Genomic DNA, 16,451 nt, shown 5'->3' on the forward strand with positions numbered 1-16,451 from the left:
ATCTTGGATGCGAAATCCCCCAAATAGAAGCAGTTTGAATTTTGCCCGGGAATTTTCGTGCGGCATTTCATATCCGAATTTTGTCGCCCTAACGCGATCCTAATTCAAAATTAACGCTGGGCAAGACGCCCCTCCCGGCTTGGCAAGCGCTGCTCTGACGCGGGATCACCTACAATCCACCCGACACGCCACGAGCCCTTGATACTGCAACTTTAACGTGTGTCTGGCTAATAATCCCCGGCCGGCGAGGCGAAGGAAATCGATGTGAGCAGATGCAGGAAACTTGCGGGATCTTGCACGTCAGGGCGCTTTCCTGCGCGCAGCGAAGGCAAAGGTCATAGCTGATGGGAACAGACGGCTCGCCCTCCCACGACCCTGCTCCACTGCAACCGCCCGAACTGCAGGATCGGGAACAGTGTTTTCGCGAACTGTTCGAGGCAAGTCCCCACCCTCTGTTCGCTGAAGATTGGTCGAAACTCAAGCGCTATGTCGACAGGCTGGCAGCCGAAGGCGTAACGGACATCGTCTCCTACTTCGCCACTCATCCTGATGAAGTTGCAAGGATCCCCCAGCTCATCGAATGGGTTCACATCAACGAAGCGGCAGCCAGGGTTTACGGTCTGTCGTCCACGCTCGAACTCATTGACTATTTCAAATCGGCTCCCCAGGCCAACTTTCACATGTACCCGCTCTGCATCCAGCGCTTCATGTCAGGTGAGTCCTACGCCGAGATTGAGAATGTCGATGTCACCCCATCGGGAAAAGTGCTCCACCTCATAGAGACTTTCCGAGTGACCAGTGGCTACGCGGCTGACTGGTCTCGCATCTTTGCAGGTGTGAAGGACATTTCTGAACTGAAGAATGCCGAGATATCGCTGCGGGACCAGGAAATGCGCCTGAGGGAAGCATTGGCAGAGTCCGACCAGCTGCTGAAAGCCAAGGATAAGCGCGCCCAGGAACTTGCCAGCCTGGTGAGCCTCAGCGAGGCGTTGACGGGATCGCTAAGCGTCGCCGAACTCACCCGCACCGCGGGAGACAAAGTGCGCGAAATATTCGCTGCGGAAGTCACGGAAATCCTGCTGTACGACGAGCGATCGGGAATGATCCATACCCCGTACTCCTTCTACAAGGACTACCAGACTTTCGAGTCATTCCCCTTTGGCGAGGGACTCACATCCCAGATCATACGGACATCTCAGCCGCTTCTCTATGGGTCGTCCGAGGATTCGGTCGGCTCAATCGTCATGAACGAAACCGACGATACGGAATCCTACATGGGCGTCCCGCTCATCGTGAATGAAAAGACACTCGGTGTGATCAGCGTCCAGTCCTATCAGAAGAACGCGTTCAACGAGCACCATCTGAGACTTCTCCAGATCTTGAGCACAAGCATAGGTGTGAGTCTCGAGAATGCTCGGCTCTTCGACGAGACGAAAAAGCTCTTACGGGAAACCGAGGCGCGGAATGGTGAGCTGGCTTATGTCAAGGGACTACAGGAAGCGCTCGCCTCGGGATTGAAGGCTGAAGAAATCTATACCGTCATCGGCGAAAAGATCCATGAGGTCTTCGATACCCATGTGCTCGATATCGGACTGTTCGACGAGCAGGAACAAGTCCTGCACTTCCCCTACACAATCGAGCGCGGTATCCGCTTTCCCGACGACCCCATGCCTTTGGCCGGATATCGAAAGCATGTGATGATAACCGGCGAGCCGTTGCTGCTTGCAGGCGACCTGGAAAACGCACGAAAGAAATATGGGAACCCCGCGGTGCGCCAGGGCGAGCCCCCGAAGTGCTGCCTTTTTGTGCCACTGGTCTTTGAAGGTAAGTGCCGAGGCGTGATCTCGCTGCAGAATCTCGATCGCGAAAACGCCTTTGTCGAATCCGACATCGGGCTGCTGACCACCATCGCGAGTGCCGCCAGCGTGGCGCTGGAAAGGTCTCGACTGTATGACGAGACACAGAGACTGCTCAAGATCACCACCAATGACGTGGAAAAGCTGCGCGATCTCGAAAAGTCGCTCATTGCCGCGAAGGAGTTCGCCGAAGCGGCGAATGCGACGAAGAGCACGTTCCTGGCGACCATGAGCCATGAGATCCGGACACCGATGAACGGCATCATTGGCATGACACATCTGCTTTCCGCGACGAAACTCGATGCCGAACAGTCCGAATATTGCGATACGATCGCGCGCAGCGCGGCGGGCCTGCTCTCGATCATCAACGACATTCTCGACTTCTCGAAGATCGAGGCAGGGCGGCTCGATATTGAAGCGATCCCATTTCATCTCGACCAATGCGTGGAGGAATCTCTCGACCTCGTCTCATCGCGCGCCGCGGAGAAGAATCTCGAGCTCATCTACTGGATGGACCCGGAATTGCCGCGCCATGTGGTGTCCGATCCGACGAGGCTGCGCCAGGTCCTGCTCAATCTTCTCAACAACGCCGTCAAGTTCACGGAGAAGGGCGAGGTTTTCCTGAAAGTGAGGCGCCAAAGCGCGAACAGCGATTTTGTGCGCTTTAGCGTCGCCGATAGCGGAATCGGCATCCCGCAAGACCGCGTCGGGACGCTGTTCCGGTCATTCAGCCAGGTCGATAACTCGACTTCGCGCCGCTATGGAGGAACCGGCCTCGGTCTCGCCATTTCCAAGCGGCTTGTCGAGATGCTGGGCGGCGATATCTCCGTCACCTCCGAGGCCGGCCGTGGAACTGTGTTCGAGTTCACGATCAAGGTGGAATGGGCTGAAGAAGGTACGGCCTCCTTCGACACCGAGAACGTGAGAGGAAAGCACGTTCTCATCGTTGACGACAACGCCACCAATCGGCGTGTTCTCGAACTCCATGCAAAGTCGTTCGGCATGACGCCGACTCTTGTGGCCGACGGAGAGCAAGCGCTCTCCTTCCTGCGCGGCGCTAAGCCGCCCGATGTAATCATCCTCGATATGCAGATGCCGCATCTGACTGGCATCGATGTGGCAAAGCGGATCCGTGATCTCGCCAGTTGCCGGTCGCTGCCACTCATCCTGTTCAGCTCGCTGCATATGAGCCGTGCCCAGATCATGCAGATGGCGGGCGCCAAGCTCTTCGCCGATATACTGAACAAGCCGATCAAACCGTCGGCATTGCTGCAGTCGATCACCGCCTCAATCCATGCCGTGCCGAAGGTTGCTCCGCCAGCTGGCGCCAAGCCGGCGGTCGAACTCGACGGCAAGCTCGCCAAAGAATGCCCCCTCAGCATCCTCGTGGTCGACGACCATCCGACAAACCGCAAATTCTGCTCGGCGCTGCTCAAGAAGCTGGGTTATTCACCGCAACTTGCAGTGAGCGGCCGGGAAGCCGTCGACATGAGCGCCACGGCGTCGTTCGACACGATTCTCATGGATATCGAGATGCCGGAGATGGACGGCATCGAGGCGATGAAGGTCATCCGCAGTCTCCACTCGGAGGTTGCGCAGCCCTATTTCGTCGCCCTCACCGCGAACGCCATCGCGGGTGATCGCGAGACCTATCTCAAGGCGGGCATGGACAATTATGTGAGCAAGCCCATTGAGCTTGCCGAGCTCGTCGGCGCTCTGCGCACGAGCTGGCGGGCGCGTGTCGCGCGGCGGGGAAATGGGAGGACCTTATGAGCATCTCGCCCCGGGCACTCGAACGCATGAAGGAACTCATCGGCGGTGACGAGACAGTGCTGGCGGAGATTCTGCAGAGTTTCATCGACGAGGCCGAGCCACTGGCGGAGGCGGTCCTCGCCGCCGCGCGTGACGGTCGGCTCGACCTGCTCGGCCGCGCCGCCCATACGATCAAATCCAGCGCGCGGGATTTCGGCGATGCGGAATTCGCGGAACTTTGCGCGGCCATCGAGTTTGGCAGCAAGCATGGTGCGCTGGTCGATGCGATGGAAAGTTCGCAGCTGATCGCCCGCGGCTGCCTCACGCTCAAGGAGGAGCTCGCCGCCTATATCGGCAGAGAATTGAACGGGGAAACCACATGAGAAGGACGGGGCGGATACTGGTTGTCGACGATACGCGGACCTTGAGGCTCAAGCTCGCTGGCGCGGCAACCGCCCTCGGTCATCAGTGTCATTCGGTGGCAAGCGGCGCCGAGGCGCTCGACCATATGCGAAGCCACCCGGTGGATGCCGTGCTCCTCGACATCGTCATGCCGGAGATGGATGGTTTCGAGGTGCTCAAGGCCATGAAAGGAGATCCGGCGCTCAAGGACATTCCGGTGATCGTGATTTCCTCGCTCGACGACACGGAGAGCGCGGTTAAGGCAATTGAGCTTGGGGCTGAAGACTTCTTGCCCAAGAATTTCGATCCGGTGATCTTCCGGGCGCGCGTCAATACGCTTCTTCAGAAGAAGTATGTGCGCGATGCGGAGGTGGACTACCTGAAGCAGGTGCAGAAGCTGGCGCGAGCGGCGCAGATCCTGAAAGTTGGCAATTACAATCCTTCCAAGCTCGGACTCCGGGAGATTTCCGAGCGGCGCGACGCGCTGGGTGATCTTGCGCGCGTATTCTCCGACGCCGCACAGAAAGTCTATGAGCGCGAGCGGCGCCTCAGGCAGTCCATCAAGACCTTGCGCGGCGGTTTCGGGCTGATCCTGCTCGGCCTCATCTGGGGCCTGGTCGCGCCACTTTCGCGCATGGCTTCGGGGCTGGAAGCCCATCCCTTTGGGATGGCCTTCTGGGTCAGCCTGCTGAGCGGCCTTTGCTGTGTAGGGTGGTCGGTCGCCAAGGGGACCATGCCGAAGCCGCGTGAGATACCCTGGGGCTATTTCATTGCCTATGCGCTTCTGGGTGCCGCAGTCAGCGAATCGCTCCTGTTCTTCGTCGCCGGCAAGATCGAGGCCAGCATTATTTCCATCATCGTCGTGCTGGAAGGCTTCCTCGCCTTCGCCTTCGCCGCCTTCATGCGGATCGAGCAGCCAAGCCTGTCGCGATTTGCCGGCCTGCTTCTGGGCCTTCTCGGCGTGCTCGTCATTCTCTACGACAAGTTCACAGGGGCCAGCGCCAGCGCGCTGCTGTGGACGGTCGTCGCCCTCTTGATACCGGCCTGCTATGCCGCCGAAGGCATCATGCTGGCAGCGAAGCGGCCGGAACATATCGCGACAATCACGATAGTCGGCATCATGCAGCTCGTAGCCGCCGCCATCCTCCTGCCAATTGCGCTCTCGACCGGCCAGATGATCTACCCAACCGCCGCGCCCGGAGCATTGGAGCTGACCATTGTCCTGATCGCCGCGGCTTCGCTATCCGCCAATGTCCTGTTTCTCCAGCTCATCACCAATCTCGGCTCGGTCTTCACCAGCCAGTCTGCCTATTTCACCACCATGGCCGGGATCGGCTGGAGCGTCGTCCTCCTGGGCGAGAGCCTCAATGGCTGGATCTGGGCGGCGCTGGGGTTGACCGCCGCCGGGCTCTTTCTCGTGGGACCGAAACATGAAGCGGAACCGGAGCCACCAGCCGCATTGGCCATGCAGGAGGCGCCCCAGACCTGAGGGCCAAAAAGAGAAGCGATGGCGCCGGAGCCCCAGCCCAGAGCATCGGACCGAAAAACTGTGGTCGGGCTCGACCCGACCATGCCAAGCGGTATTCGGACAATCCGATGTGCAAGCTGAAGCGCCGGACCGATTCCGTGAGAGCGTCCGGCGCTAGACTAGAGATATCATCTACCCAGTCGCGTTAGAAGTTCGCCGCGCAGTTGCTCGCGCCGAGCACCTTCATAGGGTAGACGCGTCCCCTGGCCCCAGACCGGCCCCGGCCACGCTGCATCCGTCTCGAAACGCGCGATGACATGCACATGCATCTGGCGCACGATATTGCCGAGCGCTCCGACATTGATCTTGGTCGGTTTGAACATCTGATTCAGCGCCTGTCCGGCGCGCGCGATCTCATCCGACAGTTGATGCGCCTCTTCAGGCGTGAGTTCGGTCCACTCCTCGAGGCCGTCGCGCCGCGGCACCAGAATGAGCCAGGGGAAGCGCAGATCATCCATCAGACGCAGTTGGCAGAGCGGCCAGTCGACGATGAAGACGCTGTCGGCCGCGAGGCGGGGCGAAAGGGTAAAACCGGTCACCGACGGAGATGTCAGTGCTTCTTCCAGTAGTACAAGGCCTCGAATACCGGACGATCGACATCGCGGCCGGTCTCGAGCAGTTGCTCGACATGCCAGGCGCGGCCAGCGACCCAGAGGGTCGCCCAGATGACCGGGATGACGCCGAGCGCCATGAGCGCATACATGACCATATCCGGCAGGCCAAGGAGCTGCGACACCGCCCAGATCACCGCGGCCAAGGCGGCCCCGAGCTTGGTTATCGATAAAAGCACCACCCCTGCCGCCGATAGGAAGCTGTGAAAAATGCCCATGGAATGGGAGATTGGGGCGGGCGGGGCCTTGGGGGTGATGATTTCCTGTTCCATGGACTGAGAGATAGTCCGCCTCGCTCCAAAATGCAAATCAGGCGGCGTCCGGCATCATCGGACTGGGCGCCTCCGGCTTGGCCGGCTCGCCCAGCGCCGCGATCATGCCGCGGGCGATTTCACGCTCCCCCATGATCACCGTGTCGGCCCCGAGCTTGGTCAGGTAATCCACCTCCTCGTCCGAATGGGCGCGCGCGATGATGCGCAGTCCGGGATTGACGGCGCGGGCGAGTTCCACCACGCGGCCCGCCTCGAAACCGTTGGGAATGGCGAGGATGGCTAGGCGCGCGCCGGCGATGTTGGCGGCGGTGAGCGTTTCGGCTTTCGCCGCATGCGCCGGGATGACCTCTATGTGACGCTCCCTGAGCGCCTGGACCCGCGCGCTCGCATCCTCGATGACGAGAAAGGGCCTGCCCTCCTCCGCCAGCGCCTGGGCGACGAGGCCGCCGACCCGCCCATATCCCGCCAGCACGACATGATCGCTGAGCGTGGTCGTGGGCAGGTCGTCCTCGACCACCGCGCTGGCCGCTGCCTCTCCGGGGGATTTCCGCTCGATCTTCGCTTTCACCAGATCGACGGCGGCGAAAGCCAGGGGATTGAGCAGGATCGACAGGATCGCTCCGGCGAGGATCAGGTCGCGCGCCTCTTTCGGAATGAGGCCCAGCCCCAGGCCGACATCCGCCAGGATGAAGGAGAACTCGCCGATCTGGGCGAGGCTCGCCGAGATGGTGAGCGCTGTCGATGTCGGATGGCGGAAGGCGCGCACGATCAGGAAGGCGGCGAGCGACTTGCCGATCAGGATCACGAACAAGGTGGCGATGAGGGGCAGCGGGTCGCGGATGAGGCTCATCGGATCGAACAGCATGCCGGCCGAGACGAAGAACAGCACGGCGAAGGCATCGCGCAAGGGGAGAGACTCCTCTGCCGCGCGGTGGCTGAGCTGTGATCCGCTCAAGACCATGCCGGCGAAGAAGGCGCCGAGCGCGAGCGACACGCCGAACAGCTTGGCGGCGCCGAAAGCCACGCCCAGCGCGATCGCCAGGACCGCGAGCCGGAACAATTCCCGCGAGCCCGTATGGGCGACGTAATGCAGGAGCCAGGGAATGAGCTTGCGTCCGACGATCAGCATCAGGGCCACGAATACGGCCACCTTGATGAAGGTAACGAGGAGCACGCCTGAGAGGCCGAGGCCGACATATTCGGCGAGCGGCTCGACCGGCGGCGTATCGGTGCCCTTGACCTGTAGGAACTGCGCGAGCGCCGGCAGCAGCACCAGCGCCAGTACCATCGCCAGATCCTCGACGATCAGCCAGCCTACGGCAATGCGGCCGCGCTCGCTCTCGAGGATGCGGCGCTCCTGCAGCGCGCGCAGCAGTACGACCGTGCTGGCGACCGACAGAGCGAGCCCGAAGACGAGGCCCGCCGCCGGCGTCCAGCCAAGCCACCAGGCGATGCCGTAGCCCATCAGGGTGGCGATGGCGATCTGGACGACCGCCCCCGGCACGGCGATCGCTCTCACCGACAGAAGATCCTTGAGCGAGAAATGCAGCCCGACGCCGAACATGAGCAGGATGACGCCAATTTCGGCCAGTTGTGGCGCCAGCGACTGGTCGGCAACGAAGCCCGGCGTGAACGGCCCCACCACGACGCCGGCGACGAGATAGCCCACCAGCGGCGGGACTTTGAACCGGTTGGCGATGGCGCCGAAGACGAAGGCGAGGCCCAGGCCGATGACGATCGTGGCAATGAGCGGCGTATCATGCGGCATGCTGGACATTTTCTCCTGTTCGGGCGGGGCTGGCGCGTGATCGGCAAAGATAGGTGCCGGTTTTCCTTGCCGTTCGTGCGCTAGGCGTGAGATTTCGATTACGATCACTTTAGGCTGACCCGGCCTGACATGTTCGTGATCATGATTATGGCCGCCCTTCCCATGCGGGAACAAGCAAACAGTTGCGTCATGACAAGGAGTTGTGTGAAAAGCCGGCAGAGCCGCGGCGATGCCACATTCGGGCGGTTAGAGTGCTTTCCTACCCAAATGACCGGCCAATTTTCATGAAGCTCCCAAAGCTTGCCAGCCTTCTTTGCCTTATCTCGACCGCCGGCGTTGCCTATGCGGCCGACCTTCCCGCATCAGCCGAGGATCTGAAAGCCTATGCCGGGAAGTACCCTTTTGACGTAGTCGGCGGCTATTCCTTCTTCGAGCATCCCAAGGTGATCGAGGCCCTGGACAATGCCGCCGGCGCCGGTACCGCCGAATGGATCGATAATCTCGATGTCGGCACGCCCATCACCCGGCAGGAAGATGCCCTCATCGCGGCGGTCTGCGAGGCGCATAATTGCGCCGGCAACAATGCGGCGCTGGCGATATCGGACGCCGGCCGGCTTATCGCTTTGTGCCTGTTCTCTAAGTCCGGCGACCTCGGCATCGTGCCGGGCCAGGTGCGCTGGCTTGGACAGAATCTCGACCGCTATGTTGATCCGCCGGACGAAGGCGGCGGCTGTCCCCGTGATTCGGACGAATTTCTCGAGGCCTATACAAAGGTTCTCAAATAGGGCTGATTCGATATCAGAAATACCCAGGCCATCGCATCGGACCGAAAAGCTTGTGCTCGGGCTTGCCCATGCGAAGCGGTTTTCGGATGCGCAAACAAGAAGTTACAGCGCCAAAGTGATTCTATCAGAACGCCCGGCGCCCTAAGCCCATGAAATGACTCAGGAGTTGCCGTGATGTCTTTTGTGAAATGGCTCTGCGCGGCCCCCCTCCTTCTGATGCCGCTCACCGCCGCAGCGCAGACCGGCACCGACTCAGGCGCGGTCCTTCTGCCGGGCTGTGAATGGAAGGACCAGACCGTCTTCATTCGCGGCAAGCCCAATCAGCAACTGAGTTTCCGCTATCAGGCCTGCACCGGCAAGGAACTGCCCAAGGTGATCTACGCGCTCAACGAGCGTGAGGAACTCATCCAGTCTTGGGGCGGCGACCATGGCGGTCCGGTCGCCCGCTTCTGGCCGGTCGGCACCGAGAGACCCTCCGTGCTGATCCACAAGATCGCGGCGCCGTCGATCGACAACAAGGAGATTGGCCGTTGCGTCGTCCATCTCGACTTCGCCTCCGGCACCTACAATTATGAGCCCAATGTCGCCTATATGGAGGATCTGCTCGCCACCGGGGAGGTGTTTTCCGCCTGCGGCGATTACGGCACGACCAATGACGCGATCCAGTATTTCGTCGTCATCGACAAGGCGCTGCTCGCCTATGTATGGCTGGGCCAGGACACGCCGTTCTTCGACCCGGCGAGCTTCCGCTATGTGAACACCGAGAAGCCCGGCGTCGTCGAATAGACTGCCCTGCCTTCGTCTGGAGCATCGGCCCGAGAAGCTCGTAGTCGGGCCGACCCGGCTCTCGGATTGGCCGACGCGCAAAATCAGAGAGATAGAGCGCCGAAGTGATTCCACGAGGCCTCTCGGCGATCTAATGACAATATGTCTGGCCACTGCGCCGGTTGGCGAGGTCGAGATGGAAGTGATCACCGTGAGAGCGGTCTGAGCCCGGCCCCAGTACCGTCATGAACTCGCCGCAGGCATCCCGCCGGATCTGGCGCAGGAACGTACGTTCGCCGCCCGCGCCGCCCCAGCCCTGTTTCACCGTGATCTTGCGCCCGTCGGCAAGCGTGAAGCCTGATATGTCGATGGCATTGCCGAAGCCGTGCTCGCTCATGCGCGCCCCCCGCTTGTTGTTGCGCGCCCGGCAGGAATAGGACGCCACCACCGTGATCCCCGTTATTCGCGCGCCGAAGGCTGACTGGGCCGCCGGCTGGACCGTGCCGTTCATCCAGTCGTGCAAGGGCTGGGTGACGCTGCAATTGAGTGTGGCCGGCTGGCTGAATTGAACGCCGGCGACAGAATACATCCGCCAGGGGTTGGGCACCTGGCAGCCATTTCCCTCATCGATCGGATCGAGTTTCTCGGCCTCGCCGAGGATGCGCGGATCGGTAAGGCAGTGGATGGGCGGCGCGACAAGGCCTACGGTGGTGAATTGCTGAGAGGCGTCGCCGCAGGCCGCGAGCGTGGCGAGTATGGCCGTGCTGATGCCCAGTCCGGCGAGCTTGTGGAAACGCATGGCCAACTCCCGGAACGCACCGACCCGCTCCGGACGTTAGAATTTTAAGATTAATGGAACCTTAGATCCTGGAACCCGGCGCAGGGGCTAACCCTCGAGCGCCGCCATGAGCTGGACCAGGTCACCCTTTCGCTTTGAGAGATAGGAGGTGAAGATGCCGCGCTGCATGTAGACCATCGAGAAGCCGAGCACCTTGGCGTCGGCAACCTTGTAGCCCTTGTCTCGCCACACCACTCGCCAGGTGACGGTGTAGACCTGACCCGACATCAGGAATATCCGGCTCGACACCAGCACGTCCTTGCCGTCGGTGGTCGCGTCGCCCACCTCATATTTGGCGACCGGATATTCGCGCGACTGATCGGCGAAATAACGCGACATGAACACCGCCACGCCGCGGAAGTAGCGCGGCCGCTGCGCGGCGCCGAGGCTGGCCTTGTATTGGCCCAGCGAATAGAGCGCGATCTGCGGCACATCGGCATAACGCTGAATGACGTTAAGGAAGCTGAGGACGGTTCCCTGCCGGTGCGCCTCGAGCAGGTCCTTGCCGACCTTGCGCATGAAGGCGACGGAAGGATGATCCTTGTCTCCGGCGAGGGCCGCCTCGCCGCCCAAGCCAACGGCCATCAGAGCGGCGCCGGCCTTGATGAAGGCGCGCCGTGACAGGCTCGACGCCCCGTCTTTCGGAACTCTAAACATGTTTCGTCCTGATTTGCCTTCGAACCACAAGACCTAATGGAACGGACGGCGGGTCGTCAACTGTGGCCCTTACCAGCCTTCGGCACTCTTCAACTCGTCGAACAATGCGTTGAAATCGCCCTTTGAGCGTTTCAGCACGTCGGTGAAGCGCTTCTTCAGCTGCAGTGACAGCCACACCCCGCGCACATTAATATCGCTGATCTGACCGGCGCCAAGAATACGCCAGCGGATCTGGCTCGTCGAGCCATTCGTGAAACGCACCACGGAGTGGACGATCGTGCTATTGCCCTGTTTCGCGGAGGACTCGATCTCGATATCGGAGCCCTGGAACTCGTCGATATAATAGACGAAGAAAGCGGCCATATAGAACGAGACCAGCTTCACGAATTCGCCCGCCATGGTGGGCGGCAGGTCCTTGCGGTAAGGCCCAAGCGCCACGAGCCCGACCGAGCGCACATTGGTGTGCTGGTTGATGAGGGACGAGAAACGCTGCCGCAGAGCCGCTTTGCCGGCGCCGCTATTGGCAAGCTTGATGACGCTGGTGCCCACGCTGGTCACATATTGCTCGACCGGCGTGAGGGCGTAAGCCTGACGCCCGGCGAGCGCGGTCGTGAGAAGCAGGGCCGAAAGTCCCAGGAATCCGCGTCGGCTGAATCGTGTCGAACTCATCCTTGTTCCATCAATTGATGCCAGCCCTCTCGTAGCGGGAGTCCTGCCAGAGATGACGGGGTGTGCGCAAGCTGAGACTTGATGAGGATCCTGTGACGGCTATTGCTTGAGATAGTTGAGCAGCGCCGACATGTTGCCGTTGTTCTTCTTCAGGACCGCAACGAAATTCGTCTTCTGGGTCGAGGCCAGCCAGATGCCATCGACATTCACGTCAAAGATCCGGAATCCGCCGCCGCGCTTCACGAGGCGCCAGGTTACGGGCATGACGCCGCCGCCTCCCATATTGAGAATGCTCCTCACCAATACGCTGTCGCCGGCATCCTTGGCGCCCTTGACCTCGAGGCTCTGACCCGCGAGCTTCTTGGCGTTCTGCTGAAAGACTCTGGCGATGTAATTCTCGACCAGGCTGTAATACTCCGCCTTCACGTCGTTGGTGAGGCTCTTGCGATAGGGCCCCAGCGAGTAGATCGCGATGGCCGCAATATCCGCGTTTGATCTGAGCAGCGAGCGGAACTGGCTGACGGAATTCGCTCGTGCCGCCGCGATCACGCCATTGCCGACTGATGAGACATAGCTCTCTGCCGGCGAGGCCGCGTAGGTGAGCGAGGGAACCAAGGCCGCGGAAAGGCCCAGAGACATGAAAAGGCGACGGCTAAGAGGCCGGACAATGTCACTCATCGTGGAGAATCCTCAATAGGGGTTGAGGGTTTGCGGAACCGTTGACGGTGGCAAACTGGAAACACCGCTTGCCGAACCAAATCCGGCGGTTTCGTTGGCGATCTCGGATTGCCGCTTCTGCGCATAGAGGTCGCGTACGCTGGCGTATAAATCGGGCGAATTTTTGCGCAGATTGTCATAATCGTCGAGAAGCGCCTCGCGTCCGGTTATGATCTCTGCCGCAACGGGAAGCGATCGCTGCCACCAAGGCGAATCGTAGAGAATCCATGTCATCGGATTGATCGCCGTGTCGACCACGACGCCGCCGATATCGCGCGGATTGGCGGGTCCGAGGACCGGCAGCACGATGTAAGGCCCGGGACCCACGCCCCAGGTTCCAAGCGTCTGGCCGAAGTCTTCGCGATGCAGCGGCTCGCCGAGCCCTGTCGCATGATCGAACAGTCCGCCGAGCCCCAGCGTACTGTTGACCATGAAGCGTTTCATGGTGTTCGCCGCCGCTTCCGGATTGCCTTGCAGCACGTCATTGGCGAGCGTGATCGGGCTCGCCAGATTGGTGAGCACATTGTTTACCCCGCGCCGCACCGGCGGCGGGACGACGGCGCGATAGATGCGCGCCGTAGGCTCGAGAATCAGACGGTCGACGACCTGGTTGAAGCCGAACACCACGCGATTGACGCCTTCGAACGGATCGGGCTGCACCGCGACGAGATCGCCCGGGACCTGCGGGTCGCCGGTTTCATTGAGATCGCTGGGAACTTTCACGCCATCGACGACATCGACACCCGGCACGGCCGCTGCGGGTTCGATGATCACGCGCTCATCAAGCCTGGGTTTGAAGGCGTGCGGCTTTTTCTTGCGCGGGTCGGCGGGCTTTACTGAGAGGATAGTCCCTTTGAATGCGGATTTGTCCGTCCGGCGTTCAGCAAAGGCCGTATCGGCGGTCAAAGCGAATAGCGCGGCGCAGCCTACGCATGCCATCATGCGTCGCATATGTACGCTCATTCCAGTGACTTCCGCCCGGCTCATTAAGACTCCCTACAAATGCACCTTAGCGCATTTTCCCCGAACAACGTCTAGAAAATTCGTGACCGATTATTTCACCTTACGGGTGACTAAGGCCTTTTTTAGGTTAACGCCACCCTAACATTGATTTTGACATAAAGATATGTTTATGTGAGCATATCAATGGAACAACCTATGGACGAACTCTTAGCTGGCATGCGGGCGATCGCCGAGACGACTCGGCTGAGGCTGCTTTTCGTCCTATCGCATGGCGAGTTCAATGTCAGCGAACTGACCCAGATTCTCGGCCAGAGCCAGCCGCGCGTCAGCCGTCATCTCAAGCTGATGACCGAAGCGGGACTTTTGTCCAGATACAAGGAAGGCAGTTGGGTCCTCTTCCGCCTGAGCGACGAGCCACCCGGCGCCGCCCTCGCCCGCGCCATTGTCGACCTCCTGCCCGGCACTGATCCTGTCCTGATCAGCGACATTGCCAGGCTCCAGGAGATCCGCCGCCAGCGCGCCGAGGCCGCCGCCAGCTATTTCCGCACCAATGCCGCTAACTGGGAGAGACTGCGCTCGCTCCATGTCAGCGAATCCGATGTCGAAGCCGCCATGCTCGACATAGCCGGGATGGGTGCTCTTGGCAGCTTCCTCGATCTCGGCACCGGTACCGGCCGCATTCTGTCGCTCTTCGCCGACCGCGCCGCCCAGGCCATCGGCATCGATCAGAGCCGCGAGATGCTGGGTGTGGCGCGCGCCAATCTGGAGGCTGCCAGCCTTCGTCAAGCGCAGGTGCGCCAGGGCGACATCTACGCCCTGCCGTTTCCTAATGCCGCCGCCGACTTCGTGACAATCCACCAGGTGCTGCATTATCTCGATGATCCTGGCCGCGCGCTCACCGAAGCGGCACGCGTGCTCAAACCGGGCGGACGCCTGCTCATCGTCGATTTCGCCCCGCATGATCTCGAGCATCTGCGCGACCAGCATGCGCATCGCCGCCTCGGCATTGCCTCCGATGTCATGGCTTCATGGCTGAGGCGCGCCGATCTGCAGTTGGTCAGGGAACGGACGCTGGCGCCGCCCAAGGGCAATGGCTCGGCCGGCCTCACCGTTTCGCTGTGGCTCGCCGAACGCCGCGCCGACAATGTCGTCAACACAAAACAGACTGTAAATACCCGCGTGGAAGGAAATCTGGCGTGATGAGTAAGCCTGAATTGAAAGTCTCATTCGAATTCTTCCCGCCCAAGCCCGAGGCCTCCGAGAGCTTCTGGAAGGTCATCAACAAGCTCGAGGAGATGAAACCGCTCTTCGTCTCGGTGACCTATGGCGCCGGTGGCACGACGCAGGAGCGCACCCTCGGCACGGTGAACGCGATCCGCGAGCGCACCTCCCTCATTCCCGCCGCCCATCTGACATGCGTCGGCGCGCCTCGTGAAGACGTCGACAAGGTCGTGCGCGGCTATTGGGATGCCGGCATACGTCACATCGTCGCCTTGCGCGGCGATCCGCCGGGTGGTGTCGGCGGCCGCTTCGTGCCGCATCCACAGGGCTATCGCAACGCCGCCGATCTCGTGCGCGGCATCCGCGAAATCGCGCCTTTCGAGATCTCGGTCGCGGCCTATCCCGAGAAGCACCCCGAAGCGGTGTCCATCGAGGAAGATCTTGCCTTCCTCGCCGACAAGGCCGAGCAAGGCGCTCGCCGCGCGCTGTCGCAGTTCTTTTTCAACAATGCCGCCTTCCTGCGCTTTCGCGACCGCGTCTTCGCCCGCGGCATCGATATCGAGCTGGTGCCCGGCATCCTGCCGATCACCAACTTCGCCCGGGTGAAGGAATTCGCCGCCAAATGCGGCGCCTTCCTGCCGCCCGCTTTGGGCCAGCGCTTCCATGGCCTCGATGCCGATCCCGAGACGCGCAATCTGGTGGCCGCCATGGTGGCGGCCGAACAGGTCGATTTCCTGCGCCGCGAGGGCGTCAACAGCTTCCACTTCTACACGCTGAACCGGGCCGATCTCGTTTATGCGATCTGCCGGGTGGTCGGTCTCGGAGAGCACGCCGAAGCGGCATGAGCATCGGCCCGAGAAGTGTGCGCGGTTCTCGGATAAGCGATGCGCAGAATCAAAAGGGCATCGGCCCGAGACGCTTGTGGTCGGGCTTGACCCAACCATGCCCGCGGTTCTCGGATAGGCCGATGCCCTAGTTCTTCCAGTCTTCCATTTCATTGCGTCCCCAGGCCCGGGCGATGGCGGGATGTGCCACCACGCGGTCATACATGGCGCGCACATTGGGATGTTTCTTGAAGAAAGCCGGAACGTCCAGGTTCCAGGTCGCCAGCATGGCGGCATAGACATCGGCGACGCACATTCTGTCGCCGAGGATAAAGGGCTTGTCGTCAAGCGCCTCGGCATAGACTTCCCACTCACGCGCCATACGGGCGAGAGCCGCCGCTTTCACGTACTTGCCGCCATTCTGGTCGGACGTGTAGCGGTCGGGATAATAGGCGCGCAGATCCGTCATGTAGATATTGGCGGCGAGATAGACGAGCCACCGCAAATAGGCGGCGCGCTCGGGCGCGTTCGGCGCCGGCGCCAGTTCGGCCTGGGGATACTTGTCGGCCAGATAGAGCGCGATCGCCGCCGACTCGGTCATGATCGTTCCGTCGGGAAGCGTCAGCGCCGGCACCTGCCCGAGTGGATTGACGTGAGCGAGAGCTTCCGGGACGCGTCCTTCTTTCGCGCGCTCGACAAGCTCCACCTCGTAAGGCGCCCCCCGCCGCTTCAAGCACCGCCTCGACCACCACCGAGCCCGAGCCCGGGCGCCCATATAGTCTATACATGCGAACTCCCCTGTTCTGTCTTCGCGGGCCGGATT

Annotated in this window: 16 protein-coding genes; 7 read left to right on the top strand and 9 right to left on the bottom strand. The window is 61.2% G+C overall.

The window, feature by feature from the left end:
- Positions 1–344 precede the first annotated feature (344 nt).
- From G5V57_RS32330 to G5V57_RS32340, 3 genes are read left to right on the top strand one after another with little or no spacing between them, the layout of a single operon-like run.
- Positions 345–3,629 (top strand): response regulator, encoded by a 3,285-nt coding sequence (locus G5V57_RS32330; RefSeq protein WP_165173126.1) that lies wholly within the window; start codon positions 345–347, stop codon positions 3,627–3,629.
- Positions 3,626–3,991 (top strand): Hpt domain-containing protein, encoded by a 366-nt coding sequence (locus G5V57_RS32335; RefSeq protein WP_165173128.1) that lies wholly within the window; start codon positions 3,626–3,628, stop codon positions 3,989–3,991. The genes G5V57_RS32330 and G5V57_RS32335 overlap by 4 nt, the downstream gene beginning before the upstream one ends.
- The gene (locus G5V57_RS32340) at positions 3,988–5,499 is read left to right on the top strand and encodes a response regulator (protein WP_165173130.1); all 1,512 of its coding nucleotides are present in this window, start codon (positions 3,988–3,990) and stop codon (positions 5,497–5,499) included. The genes G5V57_RS32335 and G5V57_RS32340 overlap by 4 nt, the downstream gene beginning before the upstream one ends.
- A gap of 167 nt (positions 5,500–5,666) precedes the next feature.
- On the opposite strand, the gene G5V57_RS32345 is transcribed toward G5V57_RS32340, so the two are convergent.
- Genes G5V57_RS32345 through ybaL form a run of 3 tightly spaced genes read right to left on the bottom strand, consistent with a single transcriptional unit; the run spans position 5,667 to position 8,189 of the window.
- Positions 5,667–6,077, bottom strand: a complete 411-nt coding sequence (locus G5V57_RS32345) for an HIT domain-containing protein (protein ID WP_165173132.1) — start codon at positions 6,075–6,077, stop codon at positions 5,667–5,669.
- Positions 6,078–6,088: 11 nt separating this feature from the next.
- Complete coding sequence (locus tag G5V57_RS32350; protein ID WP_165173134.1) at positions 6,089–6,421, bottom strand: hypothetical protein; 333 nt, start codon at positions 6,419–6,421, stop codon at positions 6,089–6,091.
- A gap of 37 nt (positions 6,422–6,458) precedes the next feature.
- Entirely contained in the window at positions 6,459–8,189 is a 1,731-nt protein-coding gene (gene ybaL / locus G5V57_RS32355) for a YbaL family putative K(+) efflux transporter (protein WP_165174365.1), read from the bottom strand.
- A 284-nt stretch (positions 8,190–8,473) separates the two neighbouring features.
- Between ybaL and G5V57_RS32360 the strand changes: the two genes are divergently transcribed.
- The gene (locus tag G5V57_RS32360) at positions 8,474–8,974 is read left to right on the top strand and encodes a hypothetical protein (RefSeq protein WP_165173136.1); all 501 of its coding nucleotides are present in this window, start codon (positions 8,474–8,476) and stop codon (positions 8,972–8,974) included.
- A gap of 174 nt (positions 8,975–9,148) precedes the next feature.
- A complete protein-coding gene (locus G5V57_RS32365) occupies positions 9,149–9,760 on the top strand; it encodes a hypothetical protein (RefSeq protein WP_165173138.1) in 612 nt (203 codons plus the stop codon).
- 130 nt (positions 9,761–9,890) lie between these two features.
- Here the strand turns inward: G5V57_RS32365 and G5V57_RS32370 are convergent, their stop codons facing one another.
- The 5 genes from G5V57_RS32370 to G5V57_RS32390 all read right to left on the bottom strand — a co-directional run bounded on the left by G5V57_RS32370 (position 9,891) and on the right by G5V57_RS32390 (position 13,394).
- Positions 9,891–10,538, bottom strand: a complete 648-nt coding sequence (locus G5V57_RS32370; protein ID WP_165173140.1) for an extensin family protein — start codon at positions 10,536–10,538, stop codon at positions 9,891–9,893.
- 87 nt (positions 10,539–10,625) lie between these two features.
- Positions 10,626–11,234, bottom strand: coding sequence for an ABC transporter substrate-binding protein (locus G5V57_RS32375; RefSeq protein ID WP_165173142.1), 609 nt, complete (start codon positions 11,232–11,234; stop codon positions 10,626–10,628).
- Between the two features lie 69 nt (positions 11,235–11,303).
- Positions 11,304–11,903, bottom strand: coding sequence for an ABC transporter substrate-binding protein (locus tag G5V57_RS32380; RefSeq protein ID WP_165173144.1), 600 nt, complete (start codon positions 11,901–11,903; stop codon positions 11,304–11,306).
- A gap of 99 nt (positions 11,904–12,002) precedes the next feature.
- Positions 12,003–12,581, bottom strand: a complete 579-nt coding sequence (locus G5V57_RS32385) for a phospholipid-binding protein MlaC (RefSeq protein WP_165173146.1) — start codon at positions 12,579–12,581, stop codon at positions 12,003–12,005.
- A gap of 12 nt (positions 12,582–12,593) precedes the next feature.
- Positions 12,594–13,394, bottom strand: a complete 801-nt coding sequence (locus G5V57_RS32390; protein ID WP_165173148.1) for a VacJ family lipoprotein — start codon at positions 13,392–13,394, stop codon at positions 12,594–12,596.
- A 384-nt stretch (positions 13,395–13,778) separates the two neighbouring features.
- On the opposite strand from G5V57_RS32390, the gene G5V57_RS32395 reads away from it, so the two are divergent.
- Together G5V57_RS32395 and metF are read left to right on the top strand one after the other, a co-directional pair.
- On the top strand, positions 13,779–14,783 hold the full coding sequence (locus G5V57_RS32395; protein ID WP_246737450.1) for a metalloregulator ArsR/SmtB family transcription factor: 1,005 nt from the start codon (positions 13,779–13,781) through the stop codon (positions 14,781–14,783).
- A complete protein-coding gene (metF, locus tag G5V57_RS32400; protein WP_165173152.1) occupies positions 14,783–15,649 on the top strand; it encodes a methylenetetrahydrofolate reductase [NAD(P)H] in 867 nt (288 codons plus the stop codon). Before G5V57_RS32395 ends, metF begins: the two co-directional genes overlap by 1 nt.
- A gap of 127 nt (positions 15,650–15,776) precedes the next feature.
- Here the strand turns inward: metF and G5V57_RS32405 are convergent, their stop codons facing one another.
- The gene (locus G5V57_RS32405; RefSeq protein ID WP_165173154.1) at positions 15,777–16,361 is read right to left on the bottom strand and encodes a glutathione S-transferase family protein; all 585 of its coding nucleotides are present in this window, start codon (positions 16,359–16,361) and stop codon (positions 15,777–15,779) included.
- Positions 16,362–16,451 lie beyond the last annotated feature (90 nt).

It is taken from the genome of Nordella sp. HKS 07 (assembly GCF_011046735.1).
Classification (GTDB): domain Bacteria; phylum Pseudomonadota; class Alphaproteobacteria; order Rhizobiales; family Aestuariivirgaceae; genus Taklimakanibacter.